This is a genomic window from Geobacillus sp. 47C-IIb, assembly GCF_014679705.1.
In the GTDB taxonomy this organism is placed as follows: Bacteria; Bacillota; Bacilli; order Bacillales; family Anoxybacillaceae; genus Geobacillus; species Geobacillus thermodenitrificans.
Map to the genome: position 1 here is coordinate 305,286 of NZ_CP061473.1, position 15,090 is coordinate 320,375.

Annotated in this window: 13 protein-coding genes and 1 pseudogene; 2 read left to right on the forward strand and 12 right to left on the reverse strand. The window is 44.1% G+C overall.

What is annotated here, in order from left to right:
- Positions 1–91: 91 nt before the first annotated feature.
- From IC804_RS01470 to IC804_RS01515, 10 genes are all read right to left on the reverse strand, one after another.
- The gene (locus IC804_RS01470) at positions 92–565 is read right to left on the reverse strand and encodes a tetratricopeptide repeat protein (RefSeq protein ID WP_190300650.1); all 474 of its coding nucleotides are present in this window, start codon (positions 563–565) and stop codon (positions 92–94) included.
- A 26-nt stretch (positions 566–591) separates the two neighbouring features.
- Positions 592–1,314, reverse strand: a complete 723-nt coding sequence (locus IC804_RS01475; RefSeq protein WP_190300651.1) for a glycerophosphodiester phosphodiesterase — start codon at positions 1,312–1,314, stop codon at positions 592–594.
- A gap of 16 nt (positions 1,315–1,330) precedes the next feature.
- Positions 1,331–2,155 carry an inositol monophosphatase family protein gene (locus tag IC804_RS01480; RefSeq protein ID WP_081157693.1) on the reverse strand — a complete coding sequence of 275 codons (825 nt, stop codon included), beginning with the start codon at positions 2,153–2,155 and terminating at the stop codon, positions 1,331–1,333.
- 17 nt (positions 2,156–2,172) lie between these two features.
- Complete coding sequence (locus tag IC804_RS01485; protein ID WP_171355778.1) at positions 2,173–3,285, reverse strand: ABC transporter ATP-binding protein; 1,113 nt, start codon at positions 3,283–3,285, stop codon at positions 2,173–2,175.
- Positions 3,282–4,178 carry a carbohydrate ABC transporter permease gene (locus IC804_RS01490; RefSeq protein WP_129446864.1) on the reverse strand — a complete coding sequence of 299 codons (897 nt, stop codon included), beginning with the start codon at positions 4,176–4,178 and terminating at the stop codon, positions 3,282–3,284. Before IC804_RS01490 ends, IC804_RS01485 begins: the two co-directional genes overlap by 4 nt.
- 12 nt (positions 4,179–4,190) lie before the next feature.
- Entirely contained in the window at positions 4,191–4,760 is a 570-nt protein-coding gene (locus tag IC804_RS18395; RefSeq protein WP_223812866.1) for a carbohydrate ABC transporter permease, read from the reverse strand.
- A gap of 444 nt (positions 4,761–5,204) precedes the next feature.
- A complete protein-coding gene (locus IC804_RS01500) occupies positions 5,205–6,602 on the reverse strand; it encodes a sugar ABC transporter substrate-binding protein (protein ID WP_223812867.1) in 1,398 nt (465 codons plus the stop codon).
- A 302-nt stretch (positions 6,603–6,904) separates the two neighbouring features.
- A complete protein-coding gene (locus IC804_RS01505; protein ID WP_081157275.1) occupies positions 6,905–7,927 on the reverse strand; it encodes a Gfo/Idh/MocA family protein in 1,023 nt (340 codons plus the stop codon).
- A 299-nt stretch (positions 7,928–8,226) separates the two neighbouring features.
- Positions 8,227–9,243, reverse strand: a complete 1,017-nt coding sequence (locus tag IC804_RS01510; RefSeq protein WP_011231391.1) for a LacI family DNA-binding transcriptional regulator — start codon at positions 9,241–9,243, stop codon at positions 8,227–8,229.
- A gap of 182 nt (positions 9,244–9,425) precedes the next feature.
- A complete protein-coding gene (locus IC804_RS01515) occupies positions 9,426–10,190 on the reverse strand; it encodes an enoyl-CoA hydratase (protein ID WP_011231403.1) in 765 nt (254 codons plus the stop codon).
- A 188-nt stretch (positions 10,191–10,378) separates the two neighbouring features.
- Here IC804_RS01515 and IC804_RS18985 point away from each other — a divergent pair.
- Positions 10,379–11,832 (forward strand): annotated as a pseudogene (locus tag IC804_RS18985) (ArnT family glycosyltransferase).
- 95 nt (positions 11,833–11,927) lie between these two features.
- On the opposite strand, the gene IC804_RS01525 reads toward IC804_RS18985, so the two are convergent.
- The gene (locus IC804_RS01525) at positions 11,928–13,364 is read right to left on the reverse strand and encodes an aldehyde dehydrogenase family protein (protein WP_081157274.1); all 1,437 of its coding nucleotides are present in this window, start codon (positions 13,362–13,364) and stop codon (positions 11,928–11,930) included.
- Between the two features lie 426 nt (positions 13,365–13,790).
- Between IC804_RS01525 and IC804_RS01530 the strand changes: the two genes are divergently transcribed.
- Positions 13,791–14,441, forward strand: coding sequence for a cyclase family protein (locus IC804_RS01530; RefSeq protein WP_081157273.1), 651 nt, complete (start codon positions 13,791–13,793; stop codon positions 14,439–14,441).
- Between the two features lie 60 nt (positions 14,442–14,501).
- Here the strand turns inward: IC804_RS01530 and IC804_RS01535 are convergent, their stop codons facing one another.
- Positions 14,502–15,059 carry a sugar O-acetyltransferase gene (locus tag IC804_RS01535; protein WP_081157272.1) on the reverse strand — a complete coding sequence of 186 codons (558 nt, stop codon included), beginning with the start codon at positions 15,057–15,059 and terminating at the stop codon, positions 14,502–14,504.
- Positions 15,060–15,090: the final 31 nt, after the last annotated feature.

The window sequence follows — 15,090 nt, forward strand, 5'->3', positions numbered from 1 at the left end:
CTAATGATGGCTCTTTGATTGTTATCCCATGCCTCTTTGACCGCATCCTTAGAGCTAAGAACACGGGAATGGAACCAACACATAACATTAGTTATGGTCTCATTTTCAGGATTGTACTCAATCCAAATTTCTTCATGGTCGCACGGTTCATAATCATCAGGGGGAAATCATAGTCATCCTCCCAAAACAAGTGATAGCCAATCATTGGTTTGGTTGGATGATGCACTGCTACAACATCTTTCAACGGAAAACATTCTTTCTGGGTAAGGAGCAATATTGGACAAAATTTCCTAATCATCTGTGTTTCCTTCTCAGTAAGCGGAGTTAACGGATCCATCTGTAATACTAGACGGTACTGTTCTCCAGCCCTACGTATATTACCATCTAAGTGCAAGAGCTCCGCTAATCGTGATACATAATTCACATTATCAGGGATTACCCTTCTTAGAAACTCCAATTGGCAAATCGCTAGTTGGTAGAAATCATTAGTAGAAACTCCTTCCCTGATTAACCCCGTAATTTCCTCATTTCTCTTTTTCCACTCATATAAAAGCGTATCGATCATTTTAAATACCTCCTGGAGTTTCCTAGTTATTTCGCTTGGTTCCCTAGCTCCACTAGTATTTTTACTTCATTAGTAGTTATGGAATAAACACCCATATCGAGGAATTTTTTCATTACATCAGGTTCATCGATTGTCCAAACCCAAACAGGAATACAACGAATCGTGGCATAACTAACCAATGACTCGTCACAGAATTGATAGTTTATGTTTATACCGCAACATGAAGCTTCAATAGCTTCCCAACACGTTTTCCTGATAAAGGATTCATAATCCTCCTTATAGGTTTCATACAAACTTATACCTACATTTAGTAATACTTGATATAAACGGTAATGATTTTTTAAATAATTCGCTCTTTCCCTTTCACATCCAGAAATAATCACATAATCTCTCATCTTATGTTTTTCAATTGTTTCTATCATTGGATCAATAGCACTATCTTCTTTTACATCTAGATTAATAATCCGGTGATGCTCTTTGACAATCGATAAAGCCTCCTCGAGCCGAAAAATCCTACTAGATCTATCGAGATCATGGAGTTCCTTAAACGATAAATCTCCTACCCTCCTTACTCCCTTTGGAGTTACAATCTTTTCATCATGCAGAAGAACAGCAACCCCATCCTTTGTAGCACGAACATCCACTTCAATAATATCCGCTCCTGCTTTTATTCCTTCTAATATAGATTCAATAGAATTAGGCGGCGTATTCATGCAACCAGTATGAGCAGTAATTAATGGTCTTTTCAACAAAATCCCTCATTTTTTATAATTTTATTGTTTCTATTAATTCGCCATGAATTCTCCCGTTAGAGGCGATCAGTGAATCATGAGAGAGGCGATAAGGATTTCCATCTTTATCTGTGGCTTTCCCCCCCGCTTCTGTCAAGATTAAGATCCCCGCCGCTGTATCCCATGGATTTAGACCATCATGCCAAAAACCTGTGATCCTTCCAGATGCCAATAAACATAGATCTAGACTCGCTGAACCAAATAGACGGATATTGCGGCTTCTCCCTGCCAATTGGTCTATTTGTTGAACGACACGAGACCCCGATCTAAAATCGCTAGCCTGAAATCCGGTTGCTATGACCGCTTCAGCCAAAGTCGATTCTTTTCCAACCCGAATGGGGCGTCCATTCAAATAAGCTCCAAATGTCTTTCTTGCCGTATAAAGTTCATCCGTGACTGGGTTGAACACAACGCCGATGACAGGCTCTCCATCCTTTACAACTCCGATCGAAATAGCGAAATACGGGATGCCATGAATAAAGTTGGTCGTACCATCAATGGGATCGATGATCCAACCGTAATCCGAATCATGATTTTTAAACATCTCATATGCGTTGGCTTGACCGCAATTTTCTTCAGATAAAATCCAATGGCTAGGGTAATCCTTGTGAATCTTTCGCCGAAGTAAGTCTTCACTTCGTCTATCAACCTCTGTTACCAGATCAAAGGCATTCTTTTTTTGCTCAATTTTTCCTTTATTCCCCAAATGACTCCTAATTAATTGTCCTGCTTGTAATACGTATTCAATCGCTGAGTTATACAAAACATGTTCTACACTGCATTTTACACTAACACCCATTTTTTAATTTCTCTCCTTTAGTTATAGACAGATTCTTTAACAAGCCCCTTGTTCATACCATCTTTTTTTAAACTTCTTCCCGTTACTGCATCAAATAAATGGATAGATGAGGTCTGAGTTGATATCTCGATAACCGAGCCATATTCGATACTAATATTGGGTTCAGCAAAAAAACGAACCTGTTCATTACCAACCTTTACACTAATCATTTTTGAATGCCCAACAAGTTCAACCATACTTACAGTACCTTTTATATAAACATTCCCATTTTTACCTAATTTTAAATCATAAGGGCGAATACCTACATGGACTTCTGTTTCCTTTCTATTGAACTCCCAAAATTCACAATCTAATTCAACAGTGCTATTTGGTAGATGAAGCTGGTTGTTCAGTAATTTTCCTTTTAGAAAATTCATCGGAGGTGTTCCGATAAATTGAGCTATAAAGTAGTTTTTTGGATTATAATACAATTCCATTGGGGTATCGTACTGAATAATCTGTCCCTCCTTCATAACAGCAATACGGTCAGCCATCGTCATCGCTTCTTCCTGGTCATGAGTAACCAAAATGGTTGTGATGCCTAATTCTCTTTGGATGCGGGAAATCTCCTCTCTCATTTCGATTTTTAATCTAGCATCGAGATTAGACATTGGCTCATCTAATAATAATACTTTGGGTCTTTTTACGATAGCACGTGCCAAAGCAACTCGTTGCTGTTGCCCCCCGGATAATTCACTCGGTTTTCGACCTAATAAATGCTCAAGTTGTACCATTTCGGCAGCCCGTTTTGCCCGTTTTATTCGTTCTTCCTTTGGAACTTTTTGTTGTTTCAATGGAAATGCAATATTATCTAAAACCGTCATATGCGGATATAAGGCATAGCTTTGAAACACCATGCCAATATTCCGATCCTTAGGTTCCAAGTCATTTACAATTTGGCCATCAAAATAAATTTCGCCCCTATCTGGCTTATAAATTCCCGCGATCATAAGCATCGTCGTTGATTTTCCGCAACCGCTCGGTCCAAGCAAAGCAACGAACTCCCCGTCATTAATCGTCAAATTCATGTTATCGATAGTATTGGTTTTTTTGTTAAATGATTTACAAATATTTCTCAGTTCAATTTTCATATCCCTTTTCCTCCCCCAGCACTCATTTGCATCAATGACTTCTGTGTAAAAAGGAAAAACAGTAAAACCGGGAACATATAAAACAGTGATACAGCACTTAACATCCCATAATTGACCATATTCGGATCGCTGATAAGTTTTTGTAAGTAAGACGACAGGGTTACATTTTCATCACTTAAAATAAAGGTATACAGCAGTAAGAATTCAGACCAACCCGACAAGAATGAAAAAATGCTAACTGCTGCTATCCCTGGCTTAATCAATGGAAGGACAATTGAAAACCAAACCTTAAAACGACTGCAACCGTCAATTAATCCAGCCCATTCCACATCCCACGGTACATCATCAAAAAATCCCTTTATGATCCACGCTGTCATCGGAATTTGTAAGGCTGTCTTAACTAAAACAACCCCCCATAGTGAATCGAACAATCCCATAAAATTTAAAATGTAAAACACAGCAATCAGTAAAGCAACACTTGGAAATGCATGTAAAAGTAATATAGTCTTCATTAGCGCTTGACGTCCCGGAAATTCAGTCCGGGCTAAAGCATACCCAGCCATAACACCGATAATGACCTCAAGGATAGTAAGGGTACCTGAAAATACGAAAGAATTCCAAGTTGCCCTCCAAATACTTGGAAGCATGCTCCCTCCATGCTCCACATTAGTCCATAAAAACTCCCAGTTTTCTAAGGTAAAATGAACAGGAATAAAGCCGAATTTCATTTTCTCGAAAAATGAACTCACCAAAAGCCACAAATACATCAAAATAATAGGCAACGTTGTCAGCACTAAAACTCCGTAGGCAATGATGAAAGTAATACGTTTTTTCCACCTAGAAGAAGATATAACCATGGTCGTCGATTCTGTTTGATATCCTGTTATCTCCATAATTATTACCCCCTACTCTATTCTCGAAGAACTGATCATTTTTTTCATTCCAAAAGTTTTCCATGTAATCAGCGAAAAGATGAGAGCAATTAAAACGAGGACGAGGGAAATAGCAGCCCCGTATCCAAACTCAAAGTTTTGAAAAGCTTTGTGATAAGAATATAAAGCTAGCACTTCGCTTTCAAACAATGGTCCACCATTTGTCAACAGGAGAATATATTCATACGATGTGAGCAAGGACAAGCATTGCCATAATGTAACAAACATCAACGGCCAACGGACAGCAGGGATAATGATGTCTTTGATAATTGACCATTGTGAAGCACCATCTACTTGTGCAGCCTGAAACAAGTCTCTCGGAATAGATTTAATGGCAGATGAAAAAATAATCATTCCAAATGAAGCACCAATCAATCCATTTGCTAAAATAATAGCTATCATCGGGTAATCCGAAAGCCATTCAATAGGAGGCATACCAAAAAAAGATCTCAAACTATTTAAAACACCATATTCACTAGGGTCAAAAACCATAACCAAAGAAGTATATACACGACCGGTGGAGAAATTCGTGGTAGCATCCAAATAGCTCTGAAAGTGAGGCCGATGAATTCCCTTTGAACAAAGTAAGTCGTTAAAATACCTAAAGCTAAGCCAAAAAACACATTAATCAAAAATGTGAAGAAAACATAAATTGCTGTATTTTTTACAATCAACAAAATATTAGGGTCAGTAATAATACTCCGGAAATTTTCCAAACCGTTAAAATCCCATTTCATAGAAGAATCCATACTAGTGAATGCTAATATAGCTGTCAATAGAACAGGAAGAAAAAAGAACAGAAATATAAGAATTATAAACGGCCCTAGCATGATAGCAGGTAGTTTCCATTTTTTGTAAAAAGAAACCACTTCATTAACCTCCCTCTGAAATGAAAATATTGATGTATTAAAGATCTCTGCGAGAATGAGAATGTGAATGTGAAGAGGGAGATACCTGGCAGGAGCCAGGTATCATTTGCTTTCAATTTTAATCTACGATTTTTAACTGATCACCAAGATCATTCTGCAACTGTACCTCTAAATCTCTCAATGCCTCCCGAGGCGTCTTTTTTCCAAGTTCAACCGCTTGAATAGCATTAAACACTGCCTTTGAGTATTTGGGAAATCCTTCATGATTTGGGGGAAATGTTGTATAATCAGACATGTATGCTACTTTTCCTAGTGTTACATCCGCTTTAAAATCTGGATGCTCAGCACCACCTTTTGTAACAGGGAGATGAAATGTTTTTATATTATGTTCCGTTTGTAGTGCAGGAGTAGCCACAAGTTCTAACAACCGTTTCACTAGTTCAGGATGCTCCGTCTGCGCTGAAACAGTATACACAAATGGATGGGAAAGGGTAAGAGGTTTTCCTCCTTTTTCCGCAGCAGGAATTAACATCATTCCCAGATGATCATTAACCCACTTTGCATCAACTTTTCCTAACTTTTCATGGAAGTTATCTTGCCCCCAGTTAAACACGTTCCAAATTCCGCCATAGTAGAATAAAGTTTTTCCGTTAACAACTATTTTGTGGATATTACTCCACTCCATCTGTGTAAGATTGCTTGGAATAAGTTTTTTCTTCGCGATTTCATAGTAGTAGTTCAATTGTTTTTCCACCGCTTTTTTATCTAATACAATTTTGTTTTCCTCAGGATCATATACTTTCCCACCAAAGTTATAAGCTATTGCCTGAAAATCAGGCCCATCAACTGGACGGTGGATAATCCCATATTGAACTAAACCTTTTGTTTTCGCTTCTTCCGCTAGTTTTGTCATATCTTCTAATGTAAATTCACCATTACGAACTTTCTCTGGAAGACTATCTATTTCCTCCTCGCTCCATCCAAGCTTTCTTAAAACATCCTTATTATAGAAAACAGGCCTCGCCTCTGTGTCCTGTAAAGCGCCCCAAATGTGCCCTCTATAAGTTACAGATTCCCATAATTTAGGGAATACATCCGAATACTCCTTCGACTTTTTTAATTCATCTAACGGAATTATATAATTCCCATCGGCTAACCAACCAATATTTTCATGTCCTGTTGCATAAATATCTGGTTCCTTTTTAGCTTTAAAAGCCAGCATAAATTGCTTAGCATATTCTTCCCAGCTGCCATTAAACGAACTTGTCTGCACCTTTACCTGTATATCCTTCCCTTGCTCTTTCAATTCCTTATTTAACATTTCCGCAGCCTTAACAAGGTTCTCAACTCTTGTCAATTCTGCACCCGCTGTCTGAGCTCTAATTGTTACTATTTTAGTCCCATCTACATCTGTACTGCTCTTCTTTGATAGACTAGGCTGTTCACATCCTGCAATGATTAGTACTACACAGATAAATACCACAAACAAAATATTGGATATTAATCTCTTTTTCACCTTTCTCCCTCCATACCCAATTTTATCCATAAAGACAACTCACGCTTAGACATTGAGTTTTCTAAAAGGCTGGTGATTTAACAGAAAGTGTAGCTTCATCATACCGCGTTTCAAATTGAGAAGTCTTATAAAACGTTGCTCCTCTTCGCAACCGAGGATAGTCAATTTAAAAGAAATGTCTATTTTTCATCACCCTTCTAAAGATGGCTTAAGATTTCGAAGAGTTCACCTCCTCGTACATACATCTTACTATCTTAGTTTTTTGATAAATTTAATTAAATGTAAAAAATTCTACAATTATATTATTTTTGTAAGATACTCGGATTTTTTATTTGTCTATCCCTTAAATTTATGATAACGTTGTTTTTAGCACTTTCATAAATCGCCTCTAGCAATTGAATCGAGCGGAAGCCATCTTCAGCTGTCACCGGAGGCTTTGTTCCATGGATAATGGCATCAATAAACAGACGATCCTCTTCCTTATATCCCCATTTTTCTTCAATGGATAATTGATAGAAATCATGAATGTGCGCCGCCTGCTGCAACCCTGGGGCATACATGACTTTTTCGAGTTCTTGGGTTGCGACCGTGCTATACTTCCCATAAACCTCCAAACTCTCAAACGGAAAGCTCCATCCAGCATGAGCATACGTCACAAAATTGACGATCGTCCCCGAGACAAATGTCATCATAATCGCGAATGTATCTAATTCCTCTGTCGAAATGTTTTGTTTTGCTTCGCAGTAAACCGTTTGTACTTCACCAAATAAATAACGGCATAGATCCATCAAATGGAAAGGAGTTTCATACAAGAAGCCTCCCGTCACCTTCGGGTTTGCCGTCCAAGGAGGATTTAACAGTTCGCCGCGGTTCATTTTTACATGAGCCAAATAGGGGGTTACCTCCCCGGAATCAACCAATTCCTTGACTCTTTTATACACCGACGCATACCGGCGGTTCATTCCCAAGTTGTAAATCGCCTTTGATCGTTCAGCCGCTTGCCTGATCTGCTCTGCCCCCTCCAAAGAAGTCGCCATCGGTTTTTCTGAGAACACATGCACATTGTTTTCCAGACATTTTAGTACCGGCTCAACATGCATCGTGTTTGGCGTCGTCACGTAAACAGCATCTACACCAAGATCAAATAATTCCTCGAGGCTTTTGACCGCTTTTGCTTCCCCGGCTTCCTTCGCCAATGAAGCGGCTCTTTCTTCCACAATATCCGCTACCCCAATAATTTGAACCCGCTCATCTTTCTTTAGGATCGACGTATGTACCTTGGCAATCCCTCCGGCTCCCAAAATCCCTACTTTCACCCGAGTCATTATTTTCTCCTCCTCATCTCCGTTGTAGCAGGGAAGCGCTTTCTAATACATCGAAAACAATGGTTATTATGTCCATTAATAATAGTGCAATCTAATCTCCATCGAACTTTTTTGAGCAAGCGCTTTCCTTTTGTTTTTTATTTTACCCTCAACCTATTATTTTATCAAGTATTTTTTTCTAAATTTATAGAATTTTTATTAAAAATAAAAGAACAGCTATTTACAGCTGTTCTTCTCATTAAATTTAACGTTTTCTCCGGTAACATCTATTATTCCATAAAAACAATCTGCTCACATCCTTACGATTTCACTTTAGCGATATGACAGGCCGATTTCCTTACCACTAGATGAGGCGGCAAAATGATCCGCTGTTTCGTATGATTGGTCTCTTCAATTTGGGCAATTAGCAGGTCAACCGCTTGCCTTCCCATTTCTTCAATAGGTTGGGCGACTGTCGTCAACGGCGGGTCGATAATGGCCGATAAAATCGTATTATCAAATCCAACCACTGACAGATCATCGGGAATGCGGAGTCCCAACTCTTTGGCCGCCTGATAAATGCCAACGGCAAGAGAATCAAAACAGGCAAAAATCGCTGTCGGCCTTGGGGTCGACTGCAACAGCTCCATCGCCGCCCTTTTTCCATCAGCCATCGAATAGTCCGTATATACAATCCAAGATTCTTCGCATTTCAAGCCGTTCTCTTGAAGCACCTGCTGATAGGCCTGCAGCCTGTATTTATCGCTTGTGCGACTTAAATTCCCAAGCATGATCGCGATCTGTTGATGTCCTAGGGAAACAAGATGCGAGACAGCCTGATATCCCCCTAAAAAATCATCAACTCTCACCACGTTAATGGCCAGCTCCGGGATGTCTTGGGCAATAAAAACCAAAGGGAAATTCTCTTCCAACAGCTCTTTGATCATTGTATAATTGTTCGTTGTGGTTCCGATAATGATGCCATCCACGCTTTTTTGGCGCAATAAAGAAAGATACATTTCTTCCGTCTCCGGGTTGTTATCCGTATTGCACATCAGAACGTTAAATCCCTGTTCTCTCCCCCGATCTTCCACTTTCCTAGCGATTTCAGAAAAAAATGGGTTTGCTACGTCAGGGATGACAAGGCCAATCGTTCTTGTCCGCTTCCCAGTCAACGCCGAGGCGACCATGCTCGGTTGATAATGCAGCTCTTCCATTACCCGAAGGACTCTTTTTCTCGTTCTTTCACTAATGCGCCCGGTATTATTGAGCACCCTTGATACCGTTGAAATGGATACACCCGCTTTTTTTGCTACATCGTAAATGGTTACTTTCATCGCTCATCATTCTCTCCATCTATTGTAGTCAAGCTCGTTAGGTAAAGCGCTTGCTCTCTTTAATGTTATTCTAATCCTTTTTCCACTTTCTTTCAATGATTTTTTCGATTTCGTAATAAATGAAACCCATATAAAAACCGGCCTAGATTGACCGGTTTTAAGCAAAAATATTGTCATTTCTCCTACCTCCCCCGAAACACCGGCTTCCGCTTTTCTAAAAAGGCGCGGACGCCTTCGCGGTGGTCTTCGGTTTGCCGCATGCGCTGTTGGGCGTCGGTTTCGAGTTCGAGCACGCGAAGCAAATCTTCTTTTGTTTGTTCGACGTACAACATTTTCGTGGCGATCATGGCTTGAAGCGGTTTTTCTTGCAAGGAAGCGATTGCTTGTTCCGCCTGTTGTTCATCTTCGACGATGAAGTCAATCAGCCCGAGCTGCTGCGCTTCGTCCGCGCTCATCGGTTTTCCTTCCCAAATGATCTGTTTGGCTTTCGCCGTGCCGACCCGCTGGGCCAAGAAGAAATGCCCGCCGCCGTCTGGGATGAGGCCGATGCCGATGAAATTCATCGCCAAGCGCGCTTCTTTCGTGGCGATGAGGTAATCGCTCGCCAAGGCAAAGCTGAACCCAAGGCCGGCCGCTGGGCCATGGATGAGCGAAACGGTGATTTTCGGCATCGTATACAAGAGCATGATCATCTCCTGAATCGTTTTCATCACGGTTTGAAATTGGCTCGGGTCATCAACCGCCAGCATTGTCTTAATGTCGCCACCCGCAGAAAATCCTCTCCCTTTGCCGCGGATGACGACAACGGAAGCATCACTTTCCTTGATTTTCCGCAGCGCGTCGACGAGTTCCGTTAGCATTTGCACATCCATAGCATTTAACGCCTGCGGGCGGTTCAGTTCCAATATCGCTTTGTTTTGGTCAAATGTCAGCACAACCGTTTCCATGGCTCTCCTCCTCTGAATGATGATTCATTTCTTTTCATTCGCCATGAAGATTGTTTTTTCCTTGTTGGCGGCAAAAATATCATGTTCTCCAACACATCCATGCTTGACATCTTCATCTACTTGTAATAGCTTCTATGTCGGTGTTGCTTTTTTTCGAAGCACAGCGTGCCGATAAAGGAGTGGATCGCATGAGAAATCCAAGTGTACGAAACATCTCGTTTTATGCAGCGGCGGCGTTGATCTTCTCGATGATGGTCTACAACGTCTTTTATCATCTAGGAACATTCCCGATTTCAAGCTGGGACGAAGCGCGTCATGGCGTCAATGCATACGAAATGCTGAGGCATGGAAACTTGATCGTCAACACATACCTTGGGCATCCTGATTACTGGAATTTAAAGCCTCCTGTTAGCTACTGGGCGATCATGATTGGCTATAAACTCGTTGGGATGAACGCGCTTGGTTTGCGGCTGATGTCTGGCATTTGCGCTACGCTCACGGCCGTTGCCATTGCGCTATTTGTGAAAAAACGGTTTGGAAGCATGGCCGCGATCGTCTCATTGCTTGCCTTGTCTACTTAGCACCCAATATCTTCTCAACCATTGCGCTCGCACAGGAGATGCGGATTCGCTCTTTGTATTCTTCTTTACGTTATCCATCCTTTCTTTGCTGGCCGCCAGACGGCAGACGCGATGGTTGTATGCAGCGGGCCTTGCCTGTTCACTTGCTTTTTTAACGAAAAGTTGGCATGCGGGGAACATTCTGTTGATCATGGTCTTATATTTTCTCATCACTAGGCAGTGGGAGTCAGGACGCTGGCGCGCATGGTGGAGGGCAGCGCTCACCTTCGTTGTTCCTGTGCTCGCTTGGGCTTTTGCCCGCTATCACTATGATGGATTCAGTTTTTTTAAACAAATGATCGGATATGACTTGTTGTTGCGCTCCACTCGGCCCATTGAAGGTCATATCGGCGATGAAACCTACTACGGCATCATTCTTGTTCATTTTTTCTTTTGGTGGCTGGCGCTCTTGGTCGGAATCATGGTCATCAGTTACATGCAAGGCGTTCGTCTTTTAGCGTTTGAAGGAACAGACCATCGATTGAAAGAAGATGTGATCGGGATTTTGCTTTGGATTTGCGTCCCGCTTCTCATGTTTACCATAGCTAAGACGAAAATCAGATGGTACATCCTCCCTGTCTATCCGCCGCTTTGCATGTTGATGGCATTTGCGCAAGTCAATTATGGAGAAAAGGAACGTGGGGAGCGCGGGGAGTGTTGCTGACTGGACTGTTGTTCGTCGCATCGTTTTACGAAACGTTCAACATTATATCCATCATCCCAAGCCAAATTTCGAACTGGCATTGCTTCAGCAGACCGCCCAAATGCCTGTTCATGGATACGAACTGTTTATGTACCATCCGTTGCACGAGAAGGGTCGCTGGCCGCAAAATGCGGTCTTGACAGCAGAGCTTGCGAATGACCTCAAACCTCGGCACGGAGGGCTGAAAACGTTCTTGCATACAAGCCGAAGCCTGCTTCTCGTGAAAAAAGCATGGTTCAGCAAACAGCTCGAGCATAAATACCACCTGTCTGCTCTCGCCTCGAACCGTTGGGGATATATTTTGGAAAAGCACGCTTAAACATACAGCCTTGGAGTGCCACTCTCTCCAAGGCTGCGCAACTATTCTTCTAGAATTTTAGGAACAAACTTTACTCCAATCTCTTCTCATCCCGCTTAATTCTGGTTAAAAATAATCAATTTCAACTCCGTCATTTCCTCGATCGCATAGCGAATCCCTTCGCGGCCAAATCCGCTTTCCTTTACGCCGCCATACGGCATGTGATCGACGCGAAATGTCGGGATGTCGTTGATCAACACGCCGCCAACGTGCAACTGTTTTGCCGCTTTCCACGCGGTATGAACATTATCCGTGTAGATGCCCGCCTGCAAACCGTAGCGCGAGTCATTGACAAGCGCAATCGCCTCGTCGATCGAGCGAATGCGGTTGATCAAAACGATCGGAGCAAACACTTCTTGACATGACACTTTCATTGTCGGTTTGGCATCGACAATGACCGTCGGAAGCAGAATGTTGCCGTCACGCTCACCGCCAAGAACGACATTTGCGCCGCCTTGTTTCGCTTCCTCAATCCAAGAGAGCGCCCGATCGACATCGCCTGGCGTGATTAATGCCGACACATCGGTCGCTGGATCAAGCGGATCTCCCGTTTTTAACCGCTTCGCTTCGGCGACGAATTTTTCGACGAACTCATCATAGCGATTTTCATGGACATAGATGCGCTGAAGCGAAATGCACACTTGCCCTTGGAACGTGAAAGCACCAAATACGCAACGCGGGATGACGCGATTCAGATCGACCTGCTCGTCGACGATCACGGCTGAGTTTGAGCCAAGTTCCAACGTAACCCGCTTTAAGCCCGCTTTATTGCGGATCGCGATGCCCACTTCCGGGCTGCCGGTGAACGTAATCATACTGATGCGCGGGTCGGTGACGATTGCATCGCCGACCGTTCGGCCGCTTCCGGTGACGACGTTGAGCGCCCCTTTCGGCAAGCCCGCTTTCTCAAATAGCTCGGCGATAAAGTAGGCCGACAGCGGTGTTTGGCTAGCCGGTTTCAACACAACGGTATTGCCTGAAGCGATAGCCGGCCCAAGTTTATGGGCGACTAAGTTCATCGGGAAGTTAAATGGGGTGATCGCCCCGATGACGCCGATCGGTTCACGAACGGTCATGGCGATGCGATTTTCCCCACCCGGCGCCGCGTCAAGCGGCAACGTTTCCCCATGGACGCGCTTCGCTTCTTCGGCGGCAAATTTATACGTCTGAATCGTGCGGGCGACTTCTCCTTTCGCCGTCGTAATCGGTTTGGCTGCTTCCAGCGCGATCAGCTTCGCTGCCTCTTCTTGCCGCTCTTTCAGCTGCTCGACGACCCGTTCTAAAATCGCTGCCCGCTCATAGGCCGGCATGGCGGCCATTGTCTGCCGCTTCGCGTACGCTGCAGCGATCGCTTCATCCACTTCTTGTTCCGTTGCTGCTGGGATTTCGGCAATCGTCTCGCGTGAATACGGTGATTTCAGTTCAGTGTAAGACTTCGCTTCCCGCCATTCGCCGTTGATGTATAGCTTCTGTTTCTGCACCGCGATTGACATCTTTTCACCCTTCCCTTCTTTTAAGCACGCGGCCGAAATTTTCCCCTTCAGTATATGTCCCGCATGCCCTGTTTATTTGTTTCATTCGCCATCGCGCGTGAAAATCCTTCCACTTGTCCTTTGTTTACGAAAGCCGTCCGTTGCCATGCAGCGCCATCATTCGCCTCTCTCGTTACGGGTGACGTTCCCCTCCCCTCTCTATGATAACACTCCGTCGCTCGGTTTGCCGTCAAACTGCTTGCCCCTGTTCGCGGAAAGACAAGCAACATAGCCCTTGGTCACCGGCCGCCCAACGTTCGGCGCAACATTTCCTCAGCTAACCGTTCAGCCCCGCAAGGCATGATGATGGCTTTCTAATTCCTCCTTCTCCTATGTTTTTGTTGTATGATAAAAGCAGCCAAAAATAGTGTAGAAGGAGATTTGGAAATGAACATCAAAACACTCATCGACCTCACCATGCCGATCACGGCCCAAACTCCGGTGTACCCGGGGGATCCGAAGCCGAAAATCGAACCGGCGGCGACGTTCGCCCAAGACGGCTATCACGTCAGCCGCTTGGTGCTTGGGTCGCACAGCGGCACGCATGTGGATGCGCCGTTTCACTTTTACGAACACGGTTGGCGGCTCGATGACGTGCCGCTCACGTATTTTCTTGGCCGCGGCGTCGTGATCAATGCCACCGGAAAAGCGGAAGGCGAAGCGGTGACGATGGCCGATGCCGCTCCGTATATCCCTAAGCTGTCGCCGGGAACCATTGTGTTGTTTCATACCGGCTGGTCGCAATACGCCGGAACAAAGCGGTATTTTTCCCATCCGTACGTTACGCCGGAGGTGATTGAAGCGATGCTGGAGCGAGGCGTGCGGACGTTTTTCATCGACGCGCTCAACATCGACCCGCCGGACGGCTCGTCGTTCCGCGCCCACGAACTTATTCTTGGCGCCAACGGGGTGATCGGAGAAAATTTCGTGAACTTCGAGCGAATCGATTTTGATGACCCGTATATTATTGCCCTCCCTCTTTCCTTGCCTAGCTGCGACGGTTCGCCTGTTCGGGCGGTGGCAGTGCAGTGGGCGTAACAAAGAAGGATGATGCAACCAAACGCCCCGCACATGCTTTGCGCGGGGCGCGGCCTTGGGCTATTTGAGCCATTTGATCACTTTCGCCGGGTTTCCGCCAACGACCGCGTTGGCGGGGACATCTTTTGTCACAACCGCCCCTGAGGCGATGACAGCGTTGTCGCCGATCGTGACGCCCGGGTTGATGACAGCCCGCCCGCCGATCCAGACGTTATGGCCGATCACAACCGGTTTTCCGTACTCCAACCCGGAATTTCGTTCGTGCGGATCGAGCGGATGGGTCGCCGTATAAATGTGCACACCCGGACCGATGAAACAATGGTCGCCGATTCGCACTTCGCATACATCCAAAATCACTCCGTCAAAATTCATGAAAAAGTTTTCGCCGACGTGAATGTTGTAGCCGTAGTCGCAACGGAAGTTCGGCTCGATGAACAGCCGTTCCCCTGTCGAACCGAACAATTCTTTGAGCAGCCCGGTCCGTTTGTCATACTCCGTTTCCAACGTTTCGTTATACAGGCGAACGAGCCGCCGCGCCCGCTCCCGTTCTTTGACGAGCTCCAAATCGGCAGGGTTGTACAAGTGTCCCGCCAACATCTTTTCTTTTTCCGTTTTCATCGAATCCCTCCAACACTTCATGCATTCGTTT